Source organism: Rhodococcus sp. NPDC003348, from assembly GCF_053589375.1.
This window is the reverse complement of sequence record NZ_JBSFRT010000001.1, coordinates 175,324-200,729: the sequence shown is the minus strand read 5'-3', so window position 1 is coordinate 200,729 and position 25,406 is coordinate 175,324. Positions and strand designations below refer to the sequence as shown.

Sequence of the window (25,406 nt, the reverse complement as noted above, 5' to 3'; positions counted from 1 at the left end):
TCCAGACAGATCGCCGCCAGTGTACCGATGACGGGGACACCACCAGGTCAGTAGCGGGCCACCGCACCGTCGACGGCATCCTGCAGCCGATCGTGCACCAGCCGCGCGATCGCCGCCGGCTTCTCGGGCAGGTCCGTGACCGGGGTGTCGAAGTAGATGCTCGCGCCGCGGACGTTGTCTGTCCGCCCCTCGCCGGTGCCGCCGTAGCTGATGCCCATGTGCACCAGCACCGGAGCCACACCGAGTCTCACCGCCCGGCTCGTGATGTGCCCGACGCCGCTGCCGACCGCCTGCAACTGCGTCGGATCGCCCTCGTTGCAGGTGCCCTCCGGGAAGATCGCGAGACTGTCGCCGCGGCGCATCCGCTCGGCGCACACGTCCATCATTCGCTGACCTGCGGCGTTGACGGCGCGCATGCCGTGGTTCTTGCCACGGAACACGGGGATGGACCCCATCAGGTCGATCCGGTCCCGCAGCTTGTTCTCGGCGAACAGTTCGTCCTTGGCCAGCACCCGGGTGCGTCCGATCACGGATCGCAGCGGGCTGCGCCACGCCGCCGCGGCCACCGTGTACGGGTCGGATTCGGACAGGTGGTTCACCGACAGCACGATGCTGGCGTTCGACCGCACCGCCGCCCGGATCTTCTCCCGCGCACCGTCCGCGAAACCCACCCGAGGCCGGAACTTCGCCGCCAGCGTCGCGTACGCCGCCTTCGCGAGCAGCCGGTTCTGCTGGTGCGCGAGGTAGAAGTCGTAGACCGCGTCGGAGTTCTCGAGTGTCACGTCGGGCTTGTCCATGGCCCCACTGTACGGATGGGGACCGAGTGGCCCACGTCACGAAACGTGCCATACCACAACGTAATTGACACCGACGGGCGGGGATCCACGCCCCGCGGGACCGTCCGGATCGCGTGGTGACCGGGACCCGCACTAGCATTTGTCCATGACCATCGCCTTCGTCCAGGCCACCTGGCACCGCTCCATCGTCGACCACGCGCGGGACGCGTTCGTCGCCCGCTGGCGCGAGCTGGGTCACGACCCCGCCGACGTCGAGTTCTTCGAGACGCCCGGCGCCTTCGAGATCCCGCTGCACGCACAGCGACTGGCCCGTACCGGCCGCTTCGATGCCGTCGTCACCGCAGGCCTCGTCGTCGACGGTGGCATCTACCGGCACGAGTTCGTCGCCTCGGCGGTGATCGACGGCCTGATGCGGGTTCAGCTCGACACCGACGTGCCCGTGTTCTCCGCGGTGCTCACCCCGCACCACTTCCACGACCACGCCGACCACGCCGACTTCTTCACCGCGCACTTCGACAAGAAGGGCGCCGAGGTCGCGGACGCCTGCTCCGCCACCCTGGCCTCGCTCGCCACCATCAAGTAGCCGAGCACCCCACCAGCGGTTCCCTAATGTCACATCGGGTCACCTGACGACCCCCAATGTGACATTAGGGAACGGCGTCAGGCGTCGAGGCCCGCGAGGAAGTCGAGCCAGATCGCGTTGACCTCGTCGGGCTTCTCCATCTGCACGAAGTGCCCGGCCCCGTCGATGACGTGGGTGCCGACCAGTCCGGGGACCAGGGCGCGCATGGCGGCGAACGGGTCCCGGCCCATCATCTCCAGCACCGGATCACGGGAGCCGGCGACGAACACCGTCGGCACCTCGACCGGGACGTCGTGCAGGGTCTCGTTCTGCTCCCACACGGAGTCCTCGGCGCGGTACCAGTTCAGCCCGCCGGTGAAACCGGTCCTGCTGAATTCGGCGACGTAGTGGTCGAACTCGTCCTCACCGAGCCACGGCCACGGCAGCGCCGGTGGTTCCGGGAGGACGTCGAGGTAGCCGTTGCCCTCGGACGGGAACTCCCAGCAGTCCAGGTACCGGTTCGCGCCGGACAGCGCGTGCAGGATCTTCGCGAGGAACTCGCGCGGGTGTTCGTTCAGTTCGGCGTCCGCGACGCCGACCTCCTGGAAATAGTGCACGTGCGCGAAGTGCTGGGATGCGAGGTATTCGAACCCGACGGTCGGCCGCACCGGCAGCCTGGGGGTGCGCGGGACGCTGAGTTGCATCAGTGCCCGCACCCGGCCCGGCGCCCACGCGGGCAGGTCCCACACCAGGTGCGCACCGAAGTCGTGGCCGGCGAACACCGCCTGCTCGATGCCGAGGGCGTCGAGCAGGCCCACCATGTCGGCGACGGTGTGCGGCCGGTCGTAGGCGCTCGCGTCGGCGGGGGCACTGCTGCGGCCGTAGCCGCGCATGTCGGGCGCGATCACGCGGTACCCGGCACGCGACAGCGCGTCCAGCTGGTGCCGCCAGGTGAACCACAGGCCGGGGAAGCCGTGGCACAGCACGACCGGCGCGCCCTCCCCCTGCTCGGCCACGTGCAGGTCGATGCCGTTCACCTCGAGCGTTCGATGCGTCAACTGTGACATCACGACCTTCTCTTACGATCCGGTGCCGAGCGGCAGCAGGGACGACGACCCGGCCGCGGACCCGGTGTCCAGGGACCCGGTGCCCGGGATGCTCGGCGGCGGCGTCCACGTCAGGTCGCCGGTGGGAGAGATCGCGACGGCGCCCTGGCTGACGGATTCGGTGCCGTTCTCGATGTGCCCCACCCAGCGGCGGCGGAAGGTGTCGTCCTCCACCACGGTCAGCGCCGCGTCGTACCAGCCCTGCGTCGACGACACGGAGAAGGCGGTCTCGGTACCGGCGGCGACGGTCCGGTCGGCGCCCGCGACCCGCGCGGTCACCGGCGTCGCCCCGCCGTTGCGGACCGTCACGGTCAGCGTCCGCGCCCCCGCGTCGACGGCGGTGCGCGCGGTCACCCCCGCGGCGGCGCCGCTCACCGATCCCGCGAACTCGCGCCGGAATCCGTTGGGGCCGAGCACGGTCAGCGCGTATCGGCCCTGCGGCAGCGGCACCGACGACTCGACCGACGACTCGACGTCGAAGTGGCGCGGCGCCTCGAATTCCCCGGCGTACGGGTACATCGCGAGATGGGCGCTGCGGGCGCCGGCGTTCCGCAGCGTGACCAGCAGCGCGCCGCCGTCAAGCACGGCGTCCGCGTCCGGCTGGTACGGCAGCGCCCGAGCGGGGCGGGTTCCGCTCTCCTGCAACGGCATCCGCTGCGCGGTCGGCGGCGACGGCACCCAGCGGGGTTGCAGTGGCGGAGCCGGCGGAGGCGCGGTGAGCGACGGCCGGGAGCGAGGCTTCGCGAAGTCGAACGCGCCCGTCAGGTCACCGGCGACGGTGCGTCGCCACCCACTGATCTCCGATTGGAGGAACCCGAACCGCCGCTCCAGGAACTGGGTGACCGAGGTGTGGTCGAACACCTCCGAGGACACGTAGCCGCCGACCGTCCAGGGTGAGATCACCAGCATCGGCACCCGCGGTCCGAGTCCCAGTGCCTGGTCCGCGACCCATTCGTCGCCCACCGCACGCGGCGGTTGCGGCGGCGGGACGTGATCGTAGTAGCCGTCGTTCTCGTCGTAGTTCACGAGAACGACCGTCTTCGCCCAGATCTCGGGCTTGGAGGCGAGCGCGTCGAGCACCTGGTACAGCAGGGTGGCGCTCGCGGCGGGCGACGAGTCGGACGGGTGCTCGGAGTCGACGGTCGACGGCACCAGGTACGAGACCTGCGGCAGCGTCCCGCCGTCGACGTCCTTGCGGAACTCGGCGGCAAGGGTGCCGGGCCGCGACCGGAACAGCGCCCGGTCGTACAACTGCCGGTCGGCCGGGGAGAGCGAATCCGCCGCGGCGGCAAGGGCCGCCACCGCCGCGTCCTGCGCGGCCGCGGGCATGACACCGACCGCGCCGTAGAACGCGGCCAGCGTCGAGAACTGGTACGGCACCAGCGACGGGTGTCCGAACATCCGGCTCGCCAACTGCTTGAAGGTGACGAAATACTCCAGGTTGTTGTCGGTGAAGTTGTCCCACTCCTGATAGGTCTTCCACGAAACACCCGCCGCCTGGAGGCGTTCGGGGACGGTCGTCCAGGTGTAGCCGCCGTGGATCGGCAGGTAGGCGGAATTCGTCACGGCGCGGGTTCCGCCCGGCTCGAACCCGGTGTATCCGGACACCCAGTAGTTGCGGTTGGGGCTGGTCGACGTCGGCACCGAGCAGTGGTAGGCGTCGCAGATGGTGAACGAGTCGGCCAGTTCGTAGTGGAACGGGATGTCCTGGCGGTCGTAGTACGCCATCGTCGCGGCGGTCTTCGCCGGTATCCAACCGTCGTGCCAGCCGCCTGCGAGCGCCTCGTGACCGCCTGCCCATTCGTGGTCGAGGGCGGTGACGTTCTGCGTGTCCATCCGCTGCGCTGCCGCGGAATCGCGGATCGGGTACGGCACCACCACGTGGTCGCGATCGGGCTGCTCGTACACGGTGCGGCCGGTGCGCAGCGTCAACGCGTTCGGGTCACCGAAGCCGCGGACGCCGCGCAGCGCGCCGAAGTAGTGGTCGAAGGCCCGGTTCTCCTGCATCAGCAGCACCACGTGCTCGACGGAGTCCAACCCACCCGGCGGGACGGGGTTCGCGATCGCGGCCTGCAGCGACGGCGGCAGCAGAGATCCGGTCGCGGCGGCGCCCAGCGCCCCCGCACCGAGCGCCATGAACCGACGCCGGGACATGTTGGGGTTCAAGAAGAAACCTATCGACGTGCGAGCAACAAAATCCGCACGTTACCCAACCGGCCCGGATCCGGGGCGCGAACCGGCGGTTCAGTCGAGGTGGTCCTTCAGCCAGCCGACGACGTCATCGAGCACCTGCTCCTGCTCGGGCTCGTTGAACACCTCGTGGTAGAGGCCCGGGTACTCCTTGTAGGTCAGGTCCTCGGTGCCCGCGGTGGACGCGATCATCCGGCTGCCGTTCACATTCGCCAGCCCGTCCTTCTCGCCGTGCAGCAGCAGCAAGGGCAGCGTCAGCGTCGGCAGCCGCGGCGGCAGGGACTCGGCGTTGAGGATCATGCCGCGGGCGATGCCTGCCGGTACCTTGCCGTGGTGCACGAGCGGATCGTCGTTGTAGGCGGCGACGACCTCCGGGTCGCGGGAGACGAGGTTGGCGTCGAGGGTCTCCACCGGCAGGCCCGGCAGGTACTTGCCGATGACCTTGCCGAGCGCGACGACGATGCCGGGTGTTCCGGAGGTGACGTCGACGGCGGGACCGGACAGGATCAGCCCGGCGAGGTCGGCCTGGTGGTCCAGCGCGTAGTCGAGGGCGATCGCCCCGCCCATGCTGTGGCCGAGCAGGTACACCGGCAGCCCCGGGTGTGAGGCGCGGGCGAGGTCGAACACCCTGTGCAGGTCGTCGGTGTAGTCGTGCCAGTCCTTGAGCTCGACCCGCTTGCCGCCGGAGCGGCCGTGCCCGCGGTGGTCCGGTGCGTACACCACCAGCCCCAGGTCAAGCAGCCGCGCGATGACGTGGTCGTAGCGGCGGGCGTGCTCGCCGAGCCCGTGCGCCAGAACCAGGATCGCGACCGGCTCCCCGTCGGGGTTCCAGATGTCGTAGGTGATCCGGGTGCCGTGATTGCCGGTGAACGTTCCCTGTGTGTGCGCCACGTCACCACGATAGGCGTCTCCGGCGCCTGTGCGCGCTTTTCGTCGTCCTGGCCACCAAAAGTGCGCACAGGCGGCGAAGCCGCCCCGGCCCGGCTACGGTGCGATGCCATGGCAGATCTCCTCGGCACCCCGACCGCGGTTCGACCCCGCCTACGCCGGCTCCTCGACGCGGACGAGCCGCTCCTCGCCCCGGGCGCATACGACTGCCTGTCCGCGCGGCTGCTCGAGGCCGCCGGGTTCTCCGCCGCCTACATGACCGGCTTCGGTACCGCCGCGAGCATGATCGGCCGGCCCGACGTCGGCCTGCTCACGGCCACGGAGATGGCGGACAACGCGCGCCGGATGGCCGCCGCGATCGACCTTCCGCTCATCGCCGATGCCGACACCGGATACGGCAACCCGCTCAACGTCATTCGCACCGTGCGCGAGTACGAGAACGCGCGTGTCGCGGCGATCCAGCTCGAGGACCAGGTGGCCCCGAAACGCTGCGGGCACATGGCAGGCAAGGCCGTCGTCTCGACCTCGGAGATGGTCGCGAAGCTGGAGGCGGCGACCGCGGCCCGCACCGACCCGGACTTCCTGATCGTCGCGCGCACCGACGCCGCGGCGGTCGAGGGTCTCGACGCCGCGATCGACCGGGCGCAGCGGTACGCCGACGCGGGGGCCGACCTGCTGTTCGTGGAGGCCCCGAACAGTGTCGACGAGGTGCACCAGGTGGCGACCCGGCTGAAGGGCCACCGGCTGGTGTTCAACTGGGTCGAGGGTGGACGCACTCCCCCGCTGCCGCTGGACACCCTCACCGAACTCGGGTTCGCCCTGGTCCTGTTCCCGATCGGCGCCCTGCTGGCCGCCACCCGGTCCATTCAGGACTTCTTCGCCACCATCGCCAGGGACGGCACCCCGGCGGCCGCGCTACCCGGACTACCCGCGTTCGACGAGTTCACCGGGTTCATGGGCCTGCCGGAGGTCAACGAGCTCGGTGCGCGTTTCGGCGACCGCTGACTCCCGGCGCGCAGCGCCCGGTGGTGGCGAGGCGTGGCGCGACCGGATCTCTCAGGGGACTGCCGGGCTCGGCACACCGGACAGCCAGGTTCGTCGAACACCATGTGAATGCGCAACCGCGCAACACTGTTCGACCGAAAGGTGTATCACCATGGATCTGAGCTACCTGTCCCAGTTCTTCGGCGCGTTTTCCGATGCCTTCAGCGCACTCGACTTCCTCAGCGGCTCCCTGGGCGGCTGACCGCTCACGAGCCTCTGGCACCGCCGCTGCCGTGACGTCGAGCCGGGCCACGCTCCGAGGGATGCGTCCCCGGAGACGGTGACGGTGGCGGAACAATCACGAACCAGGGCACGGGAGATTCGACTGCGCATCCGTGCCCTGGTTCGCGGCGCTCGTCACTCTCCAGCGGCCTGGCTGTCAACGCACTAGGCTGGACCCGCGAGCATCGAACATCCGTCATCTCGAACCCGTGAACACTCACGTCGAGGGAGGCACGGTGACCGATCGACATCCGTCCGAGCCGGCGTGGCCGTCGCTTCGTGTGGACGACTGGACCGCTACGCGCGACACGCTCCACATGTGGACGCAGATCGTCGGCAAGATCCGCTTGGCACTGTCCCCGATGATCAATCATTGGTGGCAGGTGACGCTCTACGTGTCCGCGCGCGGACTGAGCACCGGCGCGATCCCGTACGGCACCCGGGTGCTCGACATCGAGTTCGACTTCGTCGACCACCTGCTGCGGATGCGCACCAGCGACGGCGGTCTCGCCGAGGTGGCGCTCGAGCCGAAGTCCGTGTCCGAATTCCACTTCCAAACGATTCGGGCGTTGTCCGGCATGGGAGTCGAGGTCCACATCCGGGCCACACCGAACGAGGTCGAAACCGCGATCCCGTTCGCGGACGACGAGGTGCACACGTCGTACGACGCCGAATCTGCGACGCTGTTCTGGCGTCAGCTCGTCCAGGCCGACCGCGTGATCCGGGAGTTTCGCTCGTACTTCACGGGAAAAGTTACACCCGTGCACTTCTTCTGGGGTGCAATGGATCTGGCGTGCACCCGATTCTCGGGTCGACCGGCACCGAAACACCCCGGAGGCGCCCCGAACTGCGGCGACTGGGTGATGGTCGAGGGCTACTCGCACGAGCTGAGCAGTTGCGGGTTCTGGCCGGGCGGCGGCCAGGAGGGAGCGTTCTACTCCTACGCCTACCCGGCCCCGGACGGCTTCGACAGCGCCGTCGTCCCGGAGGGCGCCTTCTACAGCGAGCAGTTCCGTCAGTTCCTCTTCCCGTACGAGCGTGCGCGCTCGGCACCGGATCCCGACGCGGCCGTCGGCGAATTCCTGCACAGCACATACGCCGCTGCCGCCGACCTCGGAGGCTGGGACCGCGCAGCGCTCGAGTGCGATCCGCACCGGTGGAGTTCCCACCGTTAGAACACCCACCCGACCTCGCCGGGCACGGTCCCCCGAATGGAGAACGAACTGGATTCGACCCGGGCCCGCGCGGCCGCGGCTACGCGAGGTGGCACGCCACCTGACCGCCGCCGGGGACATCGGTGACCGCGGGGACCTCGGTGCGGCAGCGGTCGGTCACCAGTGGGCAGCGGGTGCTGAACGCGCATCCCGACGGCGGGTTCGCCGGGTCGGGCAGCTCGCCGGTGAGCCGGATCCGGTCGCGGTCGCGTTGCCGGCGCGGGTTCGGGACGGGCACCGCGGACAGTAGGGCCTTGGTGTAGGGGTGCGCGGGTTCGGCGAACAACCGCTCCGACGGCCCCCACTCGACGATCTTGCCGAGGTACATCACCGCCGTCGTCTGGGCGATGTGCCGCACCACCGCCAGGTCGTGGGCGATGAACAGGTACGCGATGCCCAGCTCCCGGGACAGCCGTTCGAGCAGCGCGATGACCTGGTTCTGGGTGGAGACGTCGAGTGCGCTGACGGCCTCGTCGGCGACGATCAGTTTCGGTTCGACGGCGATGGCGCGGGCGATCGCGATCCGCTGACGCTGGCCGCCGGAGAACTCGTACGGGTACCGCTGCGCGTGCTCGCGACGCAGGCCCACCTGTTCGAGCAGGTCCCCGACCCGTCGCCGACGGGCGTCGGCGTCGAGTTCGGTGTGCACCTCGAGCGGCTCGGCGATCGCGTCGCCGACCGTGCGCGCCGCGTCCAGCGACGAGTACGGATCCTGGAACACCATCTGCATGTTCCGGCGGGCAGCACGAAGGTCGTTGCGGGACAACGAGGTCACGTCGACTCCGTCGAGCATGACGGTGCCCGCGGCGACGTCCACCAATCGCAGGATGCCGCGCGCGGTGGTCGACTTCCCGGACCCGGACTCCCCCACCAGCGCGAACGTTTCGCCCGCGCGGATGTCGAAGCTGACGTCGTTGACCGCCCGCACCGTGCGCTTGCCACCGAAAAGAGCCGACCCGCTGCGAAACTCCACGTTGAGCCCCCGCACACTGAGCAGCGGGGCCTCCTCGCGCGACTGGACGTCGACGGTCATGAGCATCCCTCCAGGATCAGTTCCTCAACCCTCGCACAGCGCGACAGTCGTTGCCCACCAGCGAGATCGGTGAGGGAAACGTTGCCCTCACACACCGGCTGCCGGTACTCGCAGCGCGGCGCGAACCGGCACCCGCTGGTGATCGTGCCCGGGACAGGCGGGGAGCCGGGAATCGTGTGCAACTCGGCGCGGCCGTCGATCGACGGCACCGACTTGAGCAGGCCCTCCGTGTACGGGTGACGGGGCGCGTCGTACAGCTCCGCGGTGTGCGCCCGCTCCACGACCTGTCCCGCGTACATCACCACCACTTCGGTGCACAGGTCCGCGACGACACCGAGGTCGTGGGTCACGAACAGCACTCCCATGTCGAATTGCGCTGCCATGTCGCGGATCAAGTCGAGCACCTGCGCCTGGATGGTCACGTCCAGCGCGGTCGTCGGCTCGTCGGCGATCAGCAGTTTCGGTTCGCACGCGAGGGCCATCGCGATCATCACCCGCTGGCGCATGCCACCGGAGAACTCGTGCGGGTACTCCTTCACCCGCCGGGCCGCGTTGGGGATGCCAACCAGGTCGAGCACCTCGGTGGCACGGGCGAGCGCCGCCTTGCGACCGACGCCGCGGTGCCGTCGGACCACCTCGGCGATCTGGTCGCCCACGGTGAACACCGGGTTCAGACTCGTCATCGGCTCCTGGAAGATCATGGCGATGTCGTTGCCGCGCACCGACCCCAGTTCGCGTTCCGACGCCGCGAGCAGATCCTTGCCCTGGAACAGGATGCGGCCACCGGTGATCCGCGACTGCCGCTGCGGCAGCAGCCGCAACACGGTCGAACAGGTGACGCTCTTCCCGGACCCGGACTCGCCGACCAGGCCGACGAGGTCACCGGCCCGGACGTCGAAGGTGACGTCCTGCAGCACCGGCGTCCACCCTCCGTGGGTGAGGAACTCGACGCCGAGCCCCTCGACGGACAGCAACGGGGTCCCGCTCATCGCTCGCTCCTGTTCTCTCGCCCGACTGAATCGCGGATGCCGTCGCCGAGGGTGTTGCACGCCAGCACGGCCAGGATGATCGCGATCGCCGGGATCAGCACCGGCCACGGCGTGTAGTTCCACGCCTCCCGCCCCTCGGCGAGCATCCGGCCCCAGCTCGGGTTCGGAGGCTGCACGCCGAGGCCGAGGAAGCTCAGCGACGACTCCGACAGCATCGCGAATCCGCACGCCAGGCTGATCTGAACGATCAGCGGCGAGAAGATGTGCGGCAGAATGTGCTTGCGGATGATCCGGCCGGTGGGCGTGCCGATACTGCGGGACGCCTCGATGAACGTGTCCTCGCGCACCGAGATCACCGCACCACGGACCACCCGGTAGAACCGGGGCGCGAAGACGATGCCGATCGCGATCATGGCGTTGGTCAGGTTCGGTCCCATGACGCCGACGATCGCCATCGCGAGCAGCAGCGGCGGAAAGCTGAGGAAGGCATCCGCGACACGCGAGATCACCGCGTCCCAGCGCTTTCCGAGGAAGCCTGCGACCAGTGCGGGAACCACGCCGATCACCAGTCCGACCGAGACCGAGATCGCGGCCGCGGACACCGCGACCCGCATCCCGTACATCAACCGGGACAGCGTGTCCCGGCCGAGGTTGTCGGTGCCGAGCAGGTAGCCGTCGCTCAGCGGCGGCAACCGACGCGCCGTCAGGTCCTGGACGAGCGGGTCGTGCGGTGCGATGAGCGGGGCGAGCAGACCGACGACGGTGATGACGATCAGGAACACCGCCGACACCAGTGCCGCGCGGCGGCCACGGAACCGGCGCAGGAACCGCCGGCGCGGCGACTCCACGCTGTCGGCGACGGATTCCGCAGAGACCGACGAGGATTCGTCCAGTGCGGTCATGCCGCCCTCCTGGTCTTCGGGTTGAGGTAGCCGTACGAGATGTCGACGATCAGGCTCATGACGACGGTGGCGAGCACACCGAAGATCACCACCCCCTGGATCGCGGGCAGGTCTCCGGACAGCACCGACTGAACCGCGAAGTCGCCGAGACCCTTGAGCCCGAACACCGACTCGATGACGGCGGTGCCGCCGAGCAGGAAGGCGATCTGCATGCCCAGGACGGTGGCCGTCGGGATGAAGGCGTTCTTCAGCGCGTGCTTGACCAGGACCGTGCGACGGGGCAGCCCCTTCGCGGTCGCGGTGCGGACGTAGTCCTGCTGCATCACGTCGATCATCGAGCTGCGCAGCTGGCGGGCGATCTCCGCGGCGGCCGCGACACCGAGTGCGATCGCGGGCAGCAGCAGATGCGACAGCCACGGCCACAGTCCCTTGTTCAGGGGTGCGTACCCGGTGGCGGGCAGCATCTTCAGATTCATCGCGAACAGCATCACCAGGAGAAGCGCGAGAACGAAGTTCGGGGTGGCGACCCCGAGCGTCGACCCGATGCTGCTGACCCGGTCCTGCCAGCTGCCGGGCCGGCTACCGCCGACGATGCCGGCGGGAATCCCGATCAGCAGCGCGATCACCACCGAGACGATGGCCAGCGACAGGGTCACCGGGATCCGGTCGACGATCATGTCCAGCACCGGCGCCTTGTAGGTGAAGCTGGTGCCGAGGTCCCCCTGCAGCAGACCCGTCAGGAAGTTCACGTACTGCACGACCACCGGCCGGTCGAGACCGAGTTCCTGCCGGACCATCTCGATCTGGTCGGGGGTCGCGGACTCCCCGGCGATGCGGTGCGCCGGGTCCCCCGGGATGAGGAAGACCAGGCTGAAGGTGATCGCCGTCGCGATGAGCAGCAGCGGTATCACCGCCAGCAGCCGGCTGGCGATCAGGCGTAACACGAAACGGTCCTCCTCGTCGGTGGGCGGGTCACTGCGCGGCGGCGATCCCGACGCCGCCCCATTCGTCCATCGCCCGGTACGGCTGGTAACCGACGACGCGATCGGTGACGATGCCGCCGAGGTCCGCGAAGGCCAGAGGCACCATGGGCGCCTGCTCCATCACGGCCGCCGAGGCCTCCGCGATCCGCTCACCGCGGACGGCGGGATCGGATTCACGGTTCGCGGCGTCGAGAGCCTCCTGGAACCCGGGCATCGTGTCCTTCGACGGATTCTGCGGTGACGTCGGCGAGTAGTACGTGGTGAGCAACAGTGACGGATCGGCGCGGCCGACCACGGTGGTCAGGACGGCGTCCAGTTCGCCCCGGTTGAACACCGGCGACATCTCCTGCGGGGTCATGATGCGGATCTCCATCCGAACGCCCACCTTCGACAACTGCTCCTGCACGATCTGGGCGATCAGCTGGTTCTCGGGCAGATTCATCACACCCGCGGTGAAGGTGAAGCCATTCGCCACACCGGCCTCGGTGAGGAGCTTCCTGGCCGCCTGCTCGTCGTAGGTGTACCGGTCCGCCAGATCGTCGTTGTAGGCGAAGTAGCCGGACGGGAAATTCTGGCTCGCGGCCTCACCGTGACCTTCGAGCGCGGCCTGCGCGATGACCTCGCGGTCGATCGCCCGGGTGACGGCCCGTCGGACGTCGACCTTGCCGAACTCGCTGCGCGTCCGGTTGAAGTGCAGCACATAGTGGTTGAGGCTGGTCTGCACCTCGGCCTCCAGGCCCTGCTGCTGCGCCGGGTCGATGATCAGCGGTGTCGCGATCGCGGCGTCCATCTGGTCGGACGACAGCGCGGCCAACCGGGTCTGAGGGTCGGCCATCACGGTCCAGCGGAAGGTGTCGGCCTTCACCGACTCCGGGTCCCAGTAACCGTCCCAGGACGCGAACTCGTATTCCGCGCCCGGGGTCGAGCGCGCCACCGTGTAGCGACCGGCGCCCACCGGGTTCAGGACCAGCGCCGCGTCCTTCTCCGGGGTGCCGAAGGCGGCGGGGCTGACCATCATTCCCGGCAGGTCCGACAGTGTGAGGACCAATTGGGCACCCGGACCGTCCAGCCCGAGCACCACGGTCCGCCGGTCGGGCGTGTCGATCCGGACGACCGGCGCCAGCATCGTGGTGGTGATCGAGTCCGGCTGCTGCGCCCGTTCCAGATTGGCCTCGACCGCGGCGGAGTCGAAGGGCGTCCCGTCCTGGAACACCACCCCGTCCCGCAGGTGGAACGTCAGAGTCGACCCGTCCGCGGAGAACTCCCACGACTCCGCCAGCCCGGGAACGGGATTGGCGTCCGCGTCGCGGTGCACGAGCCGGTCGTAGACCTGGGCGAGCAGGATGTTGTCCTGAGCGACCTTCGTCTTGTGCGGATCGAACGAGGACGTGCCGTACGTCGTTGCGTAGCGGAACGTCGCCGTCGGATCGGTCTCCACCGAACCCGACGAGGACGCTGTCTCCGTCGAACTCGAACATCCTGCCAGCAGGGCAACGGACAGCCCGATCGCGGCAATCATCCTACGAGACAATGTCACTCTCCCCCATTCACCTACCGTCGTTCTGGAAACCCCGATCCGAACCGGTCGAGGAACGCGCGATTCGTTCAGTTCGCGGCAACCCCGACGCCGCGCCACTCGTCGACGACCCGGTTGGGTTCGTATCCGACGACCTGGTCCGAGGTGATCGCCCCGAGCTGTGCGAAAGCGATCGGCAGCATCGCGGCCTGGTTCATGAGCACCTCGTTGACGTCACCGAGCAGCGCGGCCCGCTGCGCCTCGTCCGTGGCCCGGTTCGCGGCGTCCATCGCCTCACGGAATCCCGGGATGTCGTCGTGGGACGGGTTCTGCGCCGAGTTCTGACCGTAGAACGATGTCAGCAGCAGCGAGGGGTCCGCACGACCCACCAGCGTCGTCAGGATCGCGTCGAGTTCGCCGCGGTTGAACGCGGGGTTGAGGTCGGTCGGTGTCATCGACCGGATCTCCATCGTGATGCCGACCCTCGCGAGCTGTTCCTTCATGATCTGACCGATCATGGTGTTCTCCGGCAGGTTCGACACGCCTGCGGTGAACGAGAATCCCGCAGGGACACCGGCCGTCGTCAGCAGATCCTTCGCCTTGGCAGGGTCGAAGGAGTACTGGCCGTCGAGCGCGTCGTCGTGCGCGAAGTAGCCCTTGGGGAAGTTCTGGCTCGCCGCCTCCCCGTGGCCCTCCAGCGCGGACGCGACGACGGCGTCCCGGTCCACGGCGTGTGCGAGGGCCTGGCGCACCTCGACCTTGCCGAACTCGCTGCGCGTCCGATTCAGGTTCAGGACGTAGTTGTTCAGGCTCGTCTGCACCTGGGCATCCAACCCCTGGCTGGTCGCCGAGTCGATGGACTGGGGGGTCGCGATGCCGGCATCGAGCTGTCCGGACGCGACACCGCCGACGCGGGTCTGCGGGTCGGTCATGACCGTCCACTGGAAGTTCGCGGCCCGTACCGCTTCCGGATCCCAGTAGCCCTGCCGGGCCGTGTACTGGTACTCGGCACCGGGCTGCGCCTTGACCACCGTGTAGCGGCCGGCCCCGACCGGGCTGAGCACCAGGGCCGCGTCCTTCTCCGGTGTGCCGAATGCGTTCGGGCTGATCATCATTCCGGGCAGGTCGGACAGCGTGAGGACCAGCTGCGCGCCGGGGCCGCTGAGCCGCAGCACCACCGTCTGTGCGTCCGGCGCGTCGACGGCGGCGATGCCGGCGAGCATGGATGCGGTGATCGAGTCCGGCGCCAGGGCACGTTCCAGGTTCGCCTTGACGGCGGTCGCGTCGAGCGCGGCGCCGTCGGAGAAGGTCACACCCTCGCGCAGCTTCAGCGTCAGCGCGGTTCCGCCCGCGTCGAACTCCCACGACTTCGCAAGTCCGGGTACCGGATTGCCGTCGATGTCACGGTGCACGAGGCGGTCGTAGACCAGGTTCAGCATGGTCGAGTCGCTGGTGATCTTCGTCTTGTGCGGATCGAAGGAGGAGGCACCGTAGGTGGTGGCGTAACGGAGGGTGGCGGTCGCGTCGACGTCGGCGGTTGTGGCACCACCGGAATCGGTGGAACCACAGCCGGCAACGAGGGCGGCGGACACCGCGAGCGCGGCCGTCAGCTTTCGTGAGAACACAGGCATCCTTCGGTCGGGACGGGAGGGGAGTCTCGGTTCGGGCTACTCGGCGGCGAGGCCGACACCGCGCCACTCGTCGATGAGCAGGTTCGGCTCGTAGCCGACGACCCGGTCGTCGAGAGTCGATCCGAGCGCGAAGAACACCAGCGGCAGGGCCAGGGCGTTGTCGCTGACGATCCTGGACACCGCACCGATCTTCTGACCGCGCGCGGTCAGGTCGGACTCCGAGTTGGCGGCGTCGAGCGCCTCCTGGAAGCCGGGAGCGTTGGCGTGCGAGGGGTTCTGCGGCGACGCGGCCCCGTACAGCGAGGTGAGCAGGATCGACGGATCGGCCCGGCCGGTGAACGTGGTCACGATCGCGTCGGCGTCACCGCGGTTGAAGGTCGGGGAGGCGTCCGCCGGCGGCAGTGGGCGCAGCTGCATGTCGATGCCGACCGCGGCGAGCTGCTGCTGCACGATCTGCGCGACGAGCTGGTTCTCCGGCAGGTTGAGCAGGATCGCGGTGAAGCTGAAGCCGTTCGGCAGTCCGGCCTGGGCCAGCAGCTGCTTGGCCTTCTCCGGGTCGTACGGGTAGGCGTCCTCGAGCCCGGAGTCGTACGCGAAGTACTGCTTCGGGAAGTTCTGGGTCGCCGCCTCGGCGTGCCCCTCCATCGCCGTGTCGGCGATGGCCTGACGGTCGATCGCGTACGCCAGCGCCTGGCGCACCTCGAGTTTCGTGAACTCGCCACGAGTGCGGTTGAAGTTGATGGCCATGTGGTCCATCCGGATCGGAGCCTCGACGGTCAGGCCCTGCTGCTCGGCGGCGTCGATCGTCAATGGCGTGATGATCGACGCCGACAGCTCGCCGGAGGCGACGCCGTTCATCCGCGTCTGCGGATCGGTCATCACGGTCCACACGAACCGCTTCGACTTGACCGCTTCGGGATCCCAGTAGCCGTCGCGCGCCTCGAACTCGTACTCGGCGCCGGGCTGCGAACGGGCCACCGTGTACCGACCGCTGCCCGCCGGCGTGAGTGCCAGCGCCGCGTTCTTCTCCGGGGTTCCGAAAGCGTTGGGGTTGACCATCATCCCGGGCAGGTCGGACAGGGTGAGTACCAGCTGGGCGCCCGGCCCCGACAGTGCGAGGACCGCGGTCCGCGGGTCGGGTGTCTCGACGCCGGTGAGCACCGTGAGCATCGCGGCGGTCACCGAGTCCGGCTCCTTCGCCCGGTCCAGGTTCGCCTTGACCACCGCGGAGTCGAAGGGGGTGCCGTCCTGGAAGGTGACGCCGTCACGCAGGTGCAGCGTCAACTTGCCATCGGCGACCTCCCACGACTCGGCCAGTCCCGGAACCGGATTGGCGTCCGTGTCCCGATGCACCAGCCGGTCGTAGACCAGGTTGAGCATGGTCGCGTCGCTCGTGATCTTCGTCTTGTGCGGGTCGAAGGAGGAGGCGCCGAAGACCGTCGCGTAGTGGAACGTGGCATTCGGGTCCACCGCCGCCGTGGACGGCGAGGTGTCGGCACTGCCGCATCCGGCGAGCAGGGCGGCCGTGAGGCCAAGGGCAACAACAAGTCTGCGTGACATACACATTCCTTCGCGAGGCGCACCCGTGCCGTGGTGAAGGCACGCGGGAACACACCGAATCCGTCGGTCTGCCGCGAACGTATGCGGTGTGACGGGGAGCACTTTCATCCCGTCTCGCTCAGTGGGACCTGAGCGAGCGCGAGAGCCGCCGTCCCTGATCTCCCGAGGGACCGGCGCGCCCCGGTCCCACCCCGCGGGACCGGCCCGCCGGGTACGGTCCCCCGCATGGAGAACGAACTGGATTCGACCCGGGCCCGCGCGGCCGCGGAGGCGGCACTGGCTGCGGCACAGCAGGACGGCAAGCGGATCAGCGTCGCCGTCGTCGATCATCGGGGCCACGACGTGCTCGTGGTTCGCGGGGACGGCGCGCCGTGGTTCACCGCGGGCGTGGCACGAGCGAAGGCCGCCACGGCCGCGCTGATGGGGGCGGCGTCCGGCGATCTCGCCGGACTGCGGGCGGCCCACCCGGAGTTGATCGACCTGATCGGCGGGCAGACCGCGCAGCCGATGACCACCCTCGCGGGCGGGGTGCCGGTGCGCCTGGCCGGCGTGGTGGTCGGCGGAATCGGGGTCAGCGGCGCCGACCCCGACGAGGACGTCGCGTTCGCCCGCGCCGGTCTGGCCGCGCTCCGGGCAGTCGGCGATCAGCCGCCGGCGTGACCGGCGATCAGTCGATGTCGTAGACCACCGAGACGGTGACCGTCAGCTCCTGTGTTCCCGGTTCGACGGGCGTCGACGCGACCTGATCGGACTGCATGCGCCCCGGCAGCGGACCGGGTGGCGCGGCGGCGACCTCGCTGATCGACCGCACGCCCCCGAGTTCCACCCCGGCGGCGTCGGCGATCTGACCGGCCTGGGCCTTGGCCTGCTCTACGGCCTTCGCGCGGGCCTGGGCGCGGAGGTCGCTGTCGTCGCCGATGGAGAAGGTCATCTGCTGTACCCGCACCGCGTCGCCGGCCGCGGCGGCCGCCGCGTCGATCAGGGCGCCTGCGCCGGCGATGTCGTGGACGGTGGCGGTCACCTGGTTGGTCACCTGGTAGCCGGTGATGTCGGTCGACGCAGGCGCGAACGTCGGCTGCACCGAGAGTCCGCTGGTGGCAATGTCCTTCGACTCGATGCCCCTGGACTTGAGGGAATCGATCAGCGCGGTTGCCTTCTCGGCGTTCGAGGCGAGGGCGGCTTCGGCGGTCGCGGCCTGGGTCTGCACGCCGAGAACCACCGTGGCGGTGTCGGGTGCGGCGGTGACCTTGCCGACGCCCTGTGTGCTGATTCCCGGTGGCGGAGACTCGGTACCACCGGTCGCGGTGTCCGCGGCACAGCCCGCCACCAGGACCACACTCGCCGCCGCGGCCGCCGCACCCACCGCCCGCAGGGTCGCCGGGTGTGCTGCCCGCCAGGTTGCCATGCCCAACTATGACCCAGCGGTCTCGGTCGCGGGGCGGTATCCCGCCCGGCGTGTCCCGATCCAGGCCAGGGCCGCTCCGAGCGCCACCGTCGTACCGGCGAACAGAACCATCAGGTTTCGGGTGTCGAGCAGACCCGGTCCCGCGGTGCCACCGGTCTCGATCACCGCAACGGGGGCGGCCATCGTCGTGGACATCGCGTCCTGCTGCACGCCACTGCGGGCGGGGATCGCGTCGATGCCCTTCGTCAGCTGTTCACCGAGCTGCGTGGACACCGACTTCAGCTGCGAGACCCCGGCCAGGATCTGATCCGTGGTGCTGCCCAACAGTTCCGGGGCCTGCGCGGCGATCGGCCCGATCCCCGATTGCAATTGCCCTCCGGCCTCGGAGAGCTGGGCGGACACGGACTCGAGCTGCCCGAAGCCGCTGCCGATCGCGCTGCCGAGGTCGGTGTCCGGTCCCACGCCGGTGCCGAGCAGTCCGGTGATCGCGGTCAGCTGCCGGGACAGTTCGGCGAGGTCGGCCGACGTGCGCTCGAGCGAGTGCGCGGCGTCTGCGTCGAGCCCGGCGACCCGCGATGCCACGGCGTCCAATCCCGTTTCGAGGCGACCGACGCCGGTCGTCACGTCCCCGATCGTCACCCCGAGTTCGGTCAGTCGCGTGGACAGTTCGGTCGCAGGCCCGCGGGCCTGCGACACCATCCCCGACACCTGACCGGCGACGTCCACGAGCTGGTTCGCGCCGTCGTTCGCGGTCTGCAGGTAGGGCAGCATCTCCTCGACGCCGCCGAGCATCTGCCGGGCCTGGGTGTCCGCGGCCGCGGTCGCGGTGGTCAGCAGTTGGGCGGGCAGCATCGCCTGCTGCAACTGCGCGCGCGCCGACGCCATCCCCGACAGCAGGTTCCTGATGCCGGTGGCCGAGGTGACCTCGGAGACGGTCGCAGTCAGCCGGGACATGGCGTCCGCGTCGGCCGCGGCACCGCGCCGCACCGACAGTTCTGCCTGCCGCGGGGTGGTGCTCCCGAGCGAGACGACGGCGTCGGAGAAGTCCTCCGGAATGGTGACGGCGGCAAGGTAGTTCCCGGCCGCTGCGGTGTCGGCGTCCACCACCTCCCAGCTGAAGTCCCCGGACGACTCGAGGGTGTCGATCACCCGCTCCCCCATCCCCGCGGACCCGGTGTCCTCGTTGACGATCGCGACCGCCTGCGACGACGGCGCCGGCGACCGGAGACCGAGACCGAGACCGAGACCGGCGCCGACCACGAGCACCCCCACGGTCAAGGCAAGGACGGGCCACCAGCGGCGCAGACGGGACTCGGACAGTGCGGAGACGGCCATACATCCGACCGTACGGACTGTTCCTGGCGTGGCACTGGCACGCGATTGAGAATTCCCTGGCCCGGACCGCGTCGCCCGGACCATCCGCCGGGGTCAGCGCCCGGGGAGCGGAGCGAGCGCGGTGTCAGTCTCCGGCGTGGGTGCGCTGGACGCGGATTTGAAACGGCGGCGCACCCACCATCCGAGCGCCACCATCGCGGCCACCCCGACCAGCAGCCAGGTTCCGCTGCCGAGCGCGGATTCGACTCGCTCGTAAGAGTTTCCGGCGAGGAAACCGAGCAGCACGTTGCCGGTCCCGAAAATCAGCGCGGCGACCGCGTTGAAGGCGAGGAATCGCCGGTAGGGCATCCCGCTGATTCCCGCCAGGGCGGGCATCACGGTGCGGAGGTAGGCGACGAATCGGCCGAAGAACACCGCCGGGCCGCCGCGACGGCGCAGTAGCTCCTGCGCACCGTCGAGCCGGCCACCGGCCAGGAACGGTATCCGCAGGATGCGGGGCCCGACCCGCCTGCCGAGTCCGAAGCCGACGGTGTCGCCGAGAATTGCAGCCACCACGACCACCGCGACCATCGCCCAGAGTTGAACGTGGGCCTGACTGGCGATCACGCCGCCGACGATGGCCGCGGTCTCCCCGGGGACCACGAATCCGACCAGCAGCGCGTCCTCGACGAACACGAATGCGCTGACGACGAGATACACGACGAGCGGTTCGAGTTCCTGAAGCCGCTCCAGCAGGGCGGTCACACCGGGCCCACCTTCGGCAGGTCAAGCAGTCCGTGGCCGACGAGGTCGAACCCGCGGCGCAGCATCTCCTCGAAGGCCGGCACCCCGTCGTCGGGCCGCCAGCCGCGGTATGCGGTGTGCACGACCGCGAGGGCGGTGTTGACCACGAGCACGATGAGCAACGGTTCGGCGGGGATGCGGGTGCCGACCCATTCGCGGATGAACCCCCTGAACGGTTCGCTGGCCGCGAGTGCCGGCTCGAGCATCGCCTGGCACTGCTCCATCATCGCCTTGCGCAGCAGAAGCTTGGACTCGTCCCGGCAGGCGACCGCGACGAGGATCTCCCGCAGCGACTCCCACAGCGGCTCGTCGGCCGGACGGGCCGCCGCCAGTGCACGCCACCGCGCCGGATCCTCCGGATCGGGGTCGAGCAGCAGCGCCTCTTTGGAGTCGAAGTAGTTGAACAGTGTGCTCTTGGAGACGCGGGCGGCAGCGGCGATCTCCTCGACACTGACCGCGTCGAACCCGCGGGCCGTGACCAACTCGAGGGCCGCTCCCCGCAGGGCGTGCCAGGTGTCGAGCTTCTTGGTCGCACGCAGCCCGTGAGTCTGGGTCATTCTTCGAGCCTACGTCCGTATTTGCACTCGGTACAAATTTGTCCCCGGTACAAAGGCAAAGAAAGGGGTCGTCCGGGAATAGCGCTCCGCACCCCCGCGGTTGGGGCAGGCATGGGCAGAACAGTGGTCGCCACCGCGTTCGGCGGACCCGAGGTCCTCACTGTCGTCGACGAGCCGGTACCCGACCCCGGGCCCGGCGAGGTGAGGGTTCGTCTTCGGGCGATCGGCGTCAACCCCTTCGACTACAAGTCGTACAGCGGCACATTCGGTGCCGACCCCGACCGGCTGCCGATCCGGCCCGGAATCGAGGCGTCCGGTGTCGTGGAGTCCGTCGGGGCGGACGCCGTCGGCCCCACCGGACAGATAGCCGTGGGCGACGAGGTGATCGTCAACCCAGGAGCACGCGGCTACACCGAACTGATCACCGTGCCCGCCGCCGTGACCTTCGCGAAGCCGCCGAACCTGTCGTTCGAACAGGCCGCCGCACTGCTCTCCAGCGGAACCACCGCCGTCGACGCCCTGACCACCACCCGGGTGTCCGCGGGCGAGACCGTGTTGGTCCACGGCGCGGCCGGCGCCGTCGGCGGCGCGGTCGTCCAACTGGCCCAGGCCCGCGGTGCGACCGTGATCGGCACCGCCAGGAGGGCACACCACGATCATCTGCGGGCGCAGGGCGTCGTCCCGGTCGAGTACGGCGACGGTCTGCTCGATCGCCTCCGCGCCCTCGCACCGGACGGCGTCGACGCGGCGATCGACACCGCAGGCACCGACGAGGCGATCGACGCCTCGCTCGCCCTGGTCGCCGACCGGAGCCGGATCGTGACGATCGTGGCGTTCGACCGCGCAGAGCGGGACGGCTTCCGCGCCGTCGGCGGCGGCAACCCCGACAGCGCTCGCATCCGCCGCGAGGCACGGATCGAACTGATCGCCCTCGCGGGCCGTGGCGATTTCGAGGTGACCGTCGCCAGGACCTTCCCCCTGGCCGAAGCCGCCCGCGCCCACGCCGAACTGCAGGGACACCACCCCCGCGGCAAGTTCGTCCTGGTGCCGTAGGCGCCCGGGGCGGCCGGGCGTCGGCGGTGGTCGTCATGGCGACGAAGGCCGGTTCTCACCCCGTTGACACCTAGACACTTGTATGAATAACTGTCTAGTAGGGTGACCCACGTCTCATTCGTCAGGAGCAACCATGACCGCTCGCGTGTCCGTCGTCGTCGGTGGCGCCTCGGGCATCGGGTGGGCCACTGCGCAGCTGCTGCACTTCCAGGGCGACACCGTCGTGATCGCGGACGTCGCGGAGGATGCGGCCCTCGCGTGCGCCACCGAACTCGGCGAGCACGCGAGCGGCAGGCACGTCCAGGTCACCGACGAGAGCAGCGTGCGCGCGCTGTTCGACGCCGTTCGCACCGAGCACGGCGCGGTGAATGCAGTGGTGAACTGCGCGGGCGTCTCCCACCCCGGCGCCCTGGTCGACCTCCCCCTCGACGACTGGAAGGCCACGCTGGACGTGTGCCTGACCGGCACGTTCCTCGTACTCCGGGAGGCCGCGAAGGTGATGGAGGACGGCGGCGCGATCGTGGCGATCTCCTCACCCATCGGTCACCGGCCCGGCGCGGCGACGGGTGCGAACTGCACCGCCAAGGCCGGGGTGCTGAGGCTCACCCGGGTGGCCGCCTTCGAACTGGGCCCGCGTCGCATCCGCGTCAACGCGCTCTCCCCCGGCTTCGTGCACACCCCACCGGCCGCGGGCGCGACCCTGGCGCCGGAGTTCGTCGAGGACACTCCGCTCGGCCGCGGCGGCGACCCGGACGACGTCGCGCAGGCGGTCGCGTTCCTGCTCTCCGAGCAGGCCGACTGGATGACCGGCGCGACGCTCGACCTCGGCGGCGGCGCCCACCTCCCGCACCCGGACGTCCTCACTCGCGTCTCGGCCATGACCGACTGAGGCGCGGGAATACCGCTCCGCCGCGTGCGTTGAGGTACGGTGAGGTAGTTGAACAATCAACTACATGACCGGAGGAGCACACCATGCCTGCCGTGACCGTCGACAACATCCTCGCGCTGCCCCGCATCGCCGAGACCGCGCCCGACGCCAACGCGCGTCCCGTGCTGTCGGTGACCACCGCACCGCGCGGTTTCGAGGGCGAGGGGTTCCCGGTTCGTCGCGCGTTCGCCGGCGTCGACCTGAAGTATCTCGACCCGTTCATCCACATGGACCAGATGGGTGAGGTGAACTACGCGCCCGGCGAGCCGAAGGGCACCCCGTGGCACCCGCACCGCGGGTTCGAGACGGTCACCTACATGATCGACGGGACCATGGAGCACCAGGACTCCAACGGCGGTGGCGGCATCATCAGCGGCGGCGACACCCAGTGGATGACCGCCGGTGGCGGCATCCTGCACATCGAGGCCCCGCCGGAGCAACTGGTGATGACCGGCGGCCTGTTCCACGGCGTGCAGCTGTGGGTGAATCTGCCGAAGAACAACAAGATGGCCGCACCGCGCTACCAGGACATCACCGGCAACAAGGTGGCCCTGCTGTCCTCCCCGGACGGCGGCGCACTGATCCGGGTCATCGCCGGTGAGCTCGACGGCCATCGGGGTCCGGGCTCCACGTACACCCCGATCACCCTGCTGCACGCGACCATCGCCCCCGGCGCGAGCGTGACGCTGCCGTGGAACCCCGAGTTCAACGCGCTGGCCTACGTCCTCGCCGGGGACGGCACCGTGGGCACCGAGCGACGGCCGGTGCACATGGGCCAGACCACGGTCTTCGGGCGCGGCGACACGATCACGATCGCGGCGGCCGACACCCAGGACTCGCGCACCGAATCCCTGGAGGTGTTCATCCTCGGAGGCAGGCCGATCCGGGAACCCGTCGCGATGGCAGGACCGTTCGTGATGAACACCAAGGCCGAGGTCATCCAGGCGTTCGAGGACTTCCAGGCGGGGCGGCTCGGATCGATTCCCGCCGCCCACGAGACATTGGAGTGAACGTGACCGGGATCGTGGTCCAGCGTGCGCGCGACCGTGCGCACCAGAACTACGGTTGGCTGGACTCGAGTCAGAGCTTCCCCTTCGCGGGGAACTTCGACCTCGCCGCCCACGCCCACGGCCTGCTGCTGGTGAACAACGAGGACGTCGTCGACATCGGTGAGGGCTTCGACACCCACCAGCACCGGGACGCCGAGATCGTCACGTGGGTACTCAGCGGTTCGCTGGTCCACCAGGACTCCGAGGGCCACTCGGGTGTCGTGTATCCCGGTCTCGCGCAACGGATGAGCGCGGGTCGGGGCATCTTCCACTCGGAGCGCAACGACCGCGTGCGCACCGACGGGTCGCGTGCCGCCGAGCCAGTTCACCTGGTGCAAATGTGGATTCCTCCGGACGAATTCGGCATCGAACCGAGCTACCAGGAACTGCCGATCGACGACGAACTCGACGCCGGCAAACTCGTGGTCGTCGCCTCCGGGTTGCCGCGCCACCGTGACGACGCCGCAATCGGCCTGCGCAACCGCCACGCCGGATTGCACGCCGCGCGACTGCAAACCGGCCGGTCGGTGACGATCCCCGACGCGCCCTACGGGCACCTGTTCGTCGCTCGCGGCGCCGTCGACGTCGAGGGTGTCGGCCCACTCGAACACGGTGATTCCTTGCGGCTCACCGGTTCCGGCGGAAATCGGGTCACCGCGACCGAGGCGGCGGAGGTGCTGATCTGGGAGATGCACGCCGCCACCGGGTGACCCACCCGGACCGGGCCAGTCCGTGCCGTGAACGTCCGAATTCCGGCAACGTTCACGCATCGGACCGGTCACGACAGAGGGGAACATCACCACCTCTGGCTATGTTGAAGGACGAAGTTCACGTAGGAGGCATGCATGACGGCACCGACCACCCCGCACGTCGACGTCCGCCGCGCCGGCGACCGGCTCGCAACCCGGATCGCCTGGCTCGATTCGAAGCACTCCTTCTCGTTCGGCCAGCACTACGATCCGGACAACACCCATCACGGCGCGCTACTCGTCAACAACGACGACATCGTCTCCCCCGGTCAGGGCTTCGACACCCACCCGCATCGGGACATGGAGATCGTCACGTGGGTGCTGCGGGGCTCGCTGGTGCACCAGGACTCGATGGGACACACCGGAGTGATCTACCCGGGTCTGGCTCAGCGGATGAGCGCGGGCACCGGGATCCTGCACTCCGAGAAGAACGACTCGTGGCGCCTCGCCGGGTCGCCGGGCCCCGAGCATGCCGACCCGGTGCGGTTCATCCAGATGTGGGTACTGCCCGACGAGGCCGGGGTGACGCCCGGCTACGAACAGCTCGAGATCGAGGACGAACTGAGTGGCGGCGGCCTGGTCGCGGTGGCGTCGGGCATGCGCAAGCATCGCGGACAGTCCGCGATCACCATCAACAATGCGGGCGCCGCGCTGTCCGTCGCCCGGATGCGCCCCGGCGACAGCATCACGCTGCCGGAGGCGCCGTACCTGCACCTGTTCGTCGCGGAAGGTGCCGTGGACCTCGAGGGCGCCGGACGATTGTCCGAGGGCGACGCGGTCCGGTTCACCGCGACCGGCGGGCAGCGGCTCACCGCCGCCGACGAACCCGCCGAGGTGCTCGTCTGGGAGATGCACACCCGTCTCGGCGGCTGAGTGCAGACTCCGTGCCGTGATCCCGTCGACCGGGACG

Annotated in this window: 24 protein-coding genes; 9 read left to right on the top strand and 15 right to left on the bottom strand. The window is 69.4% G+C overall.

The features are described 5' to 3' along the window. Positions 1–47 precede the first annotated feature (47 nt). The gene (locus ACWDU4_RS01000; protein WP_450111963.1) at positions 48–797 is read right to left on the bottom strand and encodes a lysophospholipid acyltransferase family protein; all 750 of its coding nucleotides are present in this window, start codon (positions 795–797) and stop codon (positions 48–50) included. 145 nt (positions 798–942) lie between these two features. Here ACWDU4_RS01000 and ACWDU4_RS00995 point away from each other — a divergent pair, with 145 nt between their 5' ends. Continuing rightward, a complete protein-coding gene (locus tag ACWDU4_RS00995; protein WP_450111962.1) occupies positions 943–1,380 on the top strand; it encodes a 6,7-dimethyl-8-ribityllumazine synthase in 438 nt (145 codons plus the stop codon). A gap of 77 nt (positions 1,381–1,457) precedes the next feature. Here ACWDU4_RS00995 and ACWDU4_RS00990 read toward each other — a convergent pair whose 3' ends face one another. The 3 genes from ACWDU4_RS00990 to ACWDU4_RS00980 all read right to left on the bottom strand — a co-directional run bounded on the left by ACWDU4_RS00990 (position 1,458) and on the right by ACWDU4_RS00980 (position 5,546). After that, positions 1,458–2,426, bottom strand: coding sequence for an alpha/beta fold hydrolase (locus ACWDU4_RS00990; protein WP_450111961.1), 969 nt, complete (start codon positions 2,424–2,426; stop codon positions 1,458–1,460). 12 nt (positions 2,427–2,438) lie between these two features. Next, entirely contained in the window at positions 2,439–4,631 is a 2,193-nt protein-coding gene (locus tag ACWDU4_RS00985) for a phosphocholine-specific phospholipase C (protein WP_450111960.1), read from the bottom strand. A gap of 78 nt (positions 4,632–4,709) precedes the next feature. Continuing rightward, a complete protein-coding gene (locus ACWDU4_RS00980; RefSeq protein ID WP_450111959.1) occupies positions 4,710–5,546 on the bottom strand; it encodes an alpha/beta hydrolase in 837 nt (278 codons plus the stop codon). Between the two features lie 108 nt (positions 5,547–5,654). Here ACWDU4_RS00980 and ACWDU4_RS00975 point away from each other — a divergent pair, with 108 nt between their 5' ends. Further along, the gene (locus ACWDU4_RS00975; protein ID WP_450111958.1) at positions 5,655–6,548 is read left to right on the top strand and encodes an isocitrate lyase/PEP mutase family protein; all 894 of its coding nucleotides are present in this window, start codon (positions 5,655–5,657) and stop codon (positions 6,546–6,548) included. Between the two features lie 497 nt (positions 6,549–7,045). Next, a complete protein-coding gene (locus ACWDU4_RS00970) occupies positions 7,046–7,984 on the top strand; it encodes a DUF5996 family protein (protein WP_450111957.1) in 939 nt (312 codons plus the stop codon). Between the two features lie 79 nt (positions 7,985–8,063). On the opposite strand, the gene ACWDU4_RS00965 is transcribed toward ACWDU4_RS00970, so the two are convergent. The 7 genes from ACWDU4_RS00965 to ACWDU4_RS00935 all read right to left on the bottom strand — a co-directional run bounded on the left by ACWDU4_RS00965 (position 8,064) and on the right by ACWDU4_RS00935 (position 16,637). Next, positions 8,064–9,056, bottom strand: a complete 993-nt coding sequence (locus tag ACWDU4_RS00965; protein WP_450111956.1) for an ABC transporter ATP-binding protein — start codon at positions 9,054–9,056, stop codon at positions 8,064–8,066. After that, the gene (locus ACWDU4_RS00960) at positions 9,053–10,045 is read right to left on the bottom strand and encodes an ABC transporter ATP-binding protein (RefSeq protein ID WP_450111955.1); all 993 of its coding nucleotides are present in this window, start codon (positions 10,043–10,045) and stop codon (positions 9,053–9,055) included. The genes ACWDU4_RS00965 and ACWDU4_RS00960 overlap by 4 nt, the downstream gene beginning before the upstream one ends. After that, the gene (locus ACWDU4_RS00955; RefSeq protein WP_450111954.1) at positions 10,042–10,947 is read right to left on the bottom strand and encodes an ABC transporter permease; all 906 of its coding nucleotides are present in this window, start codon (positions 10,945–10,947) and stop codon (positions 10,042–10,044) included. Before ACWDU4_RS00955 ends, ACWDU4_RS00960 begins: the two co-directional genes overlap by 4 nt. Then, on the bottom strand, positions 10,944–11,891 hold the full coding sequence (locus ACWDU4_RS00950) for an ABC transporter permease (protein WP_450111953.1): 948 nt from the start codon (positions 11,889–11,891) through the stop codon (positions 10,944–10,946). The genes ACWDU4_RS00955 and ACWDU4_RS00950 overlap by 4 nt, the downstream gene beginning before the upstream one ends. A 28-nt stretch (positions 11,892–11,919) precedes the next feature. Beyond that, positions 11,920–13,449: an ABC transporter substrate-binding protein gene (locus ACWDU4_RS00945; RefSeq protein ID WP_450111952.1), complete on the bottom strand. Its 1,530-nt coding sequence runs from the start codon at positions 13,447–13,449 to the stop codon at positions 11,920–11,922. A gap of 86 nt (positions 13,450–13,535) precedes the next feature. Beyond that, positions 13,536–15,077, bottom strand: a complete 1,542-nt coding sequence (locus tag ACWDU4_RS00940) for an ABC transporter substrate-binding protein (protein ID WP_450111951.1) — start codon at positions 15,075–15,077, stop codon at positions 13,536–13,538. A 36-nt stretch (positions 15,078–15,113) separates the two neighbouring features. Next, a complete protein-coding gene (locus ACWDU4_RS00935) occupies positions 15,114–16,637 on the bottom strand; it encodes an ABC transporter substrate-binding protein (protein ID WP_450111950.1) in 1,524 nt (507 codons plus the stop codon). 225 nt (positions 16,638–16,862) lie between these two features. Here ACWDU4_RS00935 and ACWDU4_RS00930 point away from each other — a divergent pair, with 225 nt between their 5' ends. Beyond that, entirely contained in the window at positions 16,863–17,297 is a 435-nt protein-coding gene (locus ACWDU4_RS00930; RefSeq protein ID WP_450111949.1) for a heme-binding protein, read from the top strand. A 7-nt stretch (positions 17,298–17,304) separates the two neighbouring features. On the opposite strand, the gene ACWDU4_RS00925 is transcribed toward ACWDU4_RS00930, so the two are convergent. The 4 genes from ACWDU4_RS00925 to ACWDU4_RS00910 all read right to left on the bottom strand — a co-directional run bounded on the left by ACWDU4_RS00925 (position 17,305) and on the right by ACWDU4_RS00910 (position 20,717). After that, positions 17,305–18,042: an SIMPL domain-containing protein gene (locus ACWDU4_RS00925; protein WP_450111948.1), complete on the bottom strand. Its 738-nt coding sequence runs from the start codon at positions 18,040–18,042 to the stop codon at positions 17,305–17,307. A 6-nt stretch (positions 18,043–18,048) separates the two neighbouring features. Further along, entirely contained in the window at positions 18,049–19,377 is a 1,329-nt protein-coding gene (locus ACWDU4_RS00920) for a YhgE/Pip domain-containing protein (RefSeq protein WP_450111947.1), read from the bottom strand. A 93-nt stretch (positions 19,378–19,470) separates the two neighbouring features. Next, complete coding sequence (locus ACWDU4_RS00915) at positions 19,471–20,121, bottom strand: DedA family protein (protein WP_450111946.1); 651 nt, start codon at positions 20,119–20,121, stop codon at positions 19,471–19,473. Continuing rightward, on the bottom strand, positions 20,118–20,717 hold the full coding sequence (locus tag ACWDU4_RS00910; RefSeq protein WP_450111945.1) for a TetR/AcrR family transcriptional regulator: 600 nt from the start codon (positions 20,715–20,717) through the stop codon (positions 20,118–20,120). The genes ACWDU4_RS00915 and ACWDU4_RS00910 overlap by 4 nt, the downstream gene beginning before the upstream one ends. 111 nt (positions 20,718–20,828) lie before the next feature. On the opposite strand from ACWDU4_RS00910, the gene ACWDU4_RS00905 reads away from it, so the two are divergent. The 5 genes from ACWDU4_RS00905 to ACWDU4_RS00885 all read left to right on the top strand — a co-directional run bounded on the left by ACWDU4_RS00905 (position 20,829) and on the right by ACWDU4_RS00885 (position 25,369). After that, positions 20,829–21,770, top strand: a complete 942-nt coding sequence (locus ACWDU4_RS00905) for an NADP-dependent oxidoreductase (protein ID WP_450111944.1) — start codon at positions 20,829–20,831, stop codon at positions 21,768–21,770. A gap of 133 nt (positions 21,771–21,903) precedes the next feature. Further along, the gene (locus ACWDU4_RS00900; RefSeq protein ID WP_450111943.1) at positions 21,904–22,659 is read left to right on the top strand and encodes an SDR family NAD(P)-dependent oxidoreductase; all 756 of its coding nucleotides are present in this window, start codon (positions 21,904–21,906) and stop codon (positions 22,657–22,659) included. Positions 22,660–22,742: 83 nt separating this feature from the next. Continuing rightward, positions 22,743–23,708 (top strand): pirin family protein, encoded by a 966-nt coding sequence (locus tag ACWDU4_RS00895; RefSeq protein ID WP_450111942.1) that lies wholly within the window; start codon positions 22,743–22,745, stop codon positions 23,706–23,708. Positions 23,709–23,710: 2 nt separating this feature from the next. Continuing rightward, the gene (locus ACWDU4_RS00890; protein ID WP_450111941.1) at positions 23,711–24,457 is read left to right on the top strand and encodes a pirin family protein; all 747 of its coding nucleotides are present in this window, start codon (positions 23,711–23,713) and stop codon (positions 24,455–24,457) included. A gap of 135 nt (positions 24,458–24,592) precedes the next feature. Beyond that, positions 24,593–25,369 carry a pirin family protein gene (locus ACWDU4_RS00885; protein ID WP_450111940.1) on the top strand — a complete coding sequence of 259 codons (777 nt, stop codon included), beginning with the start codon at positions 24,593–24,595 and terminating at the stop codon, positions 25,367–25,369. Positions 25,370–25,406 lie beyond the last annotated feature (37 nt).

Bases quoted from the DNA above. Each gene is read 5' to 3' on its own strand.
- ACWDU4_RS00960 (WP_450111955.1), bottom strand. From the start codon at position 10,045: ATGAGCGGGACCCCGTTGCTGTCCGTCGAGGGGCTCGGCGTCGAGTTC.
- ACWDU4_RS00940 (WP_450111951.1), bottom strand. From the start codon at position 15,077: ATGCCTGTGTTCTCACGAAAGCTGACGGCCGCGCTCGCGGTGTCCGCC.
- ACWDU4_RS00955 (WP_450111954.1), bottom strand. From the start codon at position 10,947: ATGACCGCACTGGACGAATCCTCGTCGGTCTCTGCGGAATCCGTCGCC.
- ACWDU4_RS00925 (WP_450111948.1), bottom strand. From the start codon at position 18,042: ATGGCAACCTGGCGGGCAGCACACCCGGCGACCCTGCGGGCGGTGGGT.
- ACWDU4_RS00930 (WP_450111949.1), top strand. From the start codon at position 16,863: ATGGAGAACGAACTGGATTCGACCCGGGCCCGCGCGGCCGCGGAGGCG.
- ACWDU4_RS00975 (WP_450111958.1), top strand. From the start codon at position 5,655: ATGGCAGATCTCCTCGGCACCCCGACCGCGGTTCGACCCCGCCTACGC.
- ACWDU4_RS00920 (WP_450111947.1), bottom strand. From the start codon at position 19,377: ATGGCCGTCTCCGCACTGTCCGAGTCCCGTCTGCGCCGCTGGTGGCCC.
- ACWDU4_RS00910 (WP_450111945.1), bottom strand. From the start codon at position 20,717: ATGACCCAGACTCACGGGCTGCGTGCGACCAAGAAGCTCGACACCTGG.
- ACWDU4_RS00965 (WP_450111956.1), bottom strand. From the start codon at position 9,056: ATGACCGTCGACGTCCAGTCGCGCGAGGAGGCCCCGCTGCTCAGTGTG.
- ACWDU4_RS00945 (WP_450111952.1), bottom strand. From the start codon at position 13,449: ATGATTGCCGCGATCGGGCTGTCCGTTGCCCTGCTGGCAGGATGTTCG.
- ACWDU4_RS00935 (WP_450111950.1), bottom strand. From the start codon at position 16,637: ATGTCACGCAGACTTGTTGTTGCCCTTGGCCTCACGGCCGCCCTGCTC.
- ACWDU4_RS00995 (WP_450111962.1), top strand. From the start codon at position 943: ATGACCATCGCCTTCGTCCAGGCCACCTGGCACCGCTCCATCGTCGAC.
- ACWDU4_RS00905 (WP_450111944.1), top strand. From the start codon at position 20,829: ATGGGCAGAACAGTGGTCGCCACCGCGTTCGGCGGACCCGAGGTCCTC.
- ACWDU4_RS00990 (WP_450111961.1), bottom strand. From the start codon at position 2,426: ATGTCACAGTTGACGCATCGAACGCTCGAGGTGAACGGCATCGACCTG.
- ACWDU4_RS00900 (WP_450111943.1), top strand. From the start codon at position 21,904: ATGACCGCTCGCGTGTCCGTCGTCGTCGGTGGCGCCTCGGGCATCGGG.
- ACWDU4_RS00885 (WP_450111940.1), top strand. From the start codon at position 24,593: ATGACGGCACCGACCACCCCGCACGTCGACGTCCGCCGCGCCGGCGAC.
- ACWDU4_RS01000 (WP_450111963.1), bottom strand. From the start codon at position 797: ATGGACAAGCCCGACGTGACACTCGAGAACTCCGACGCGGTCTACGAC.
- ACWDU4_RS00895 (WP_450111942.1), top strand. From the start codon at position 22,743: ATGCCTGCCGTGACCGTCGACAACATCCTCGCGCTGCCCCGCATCGCC.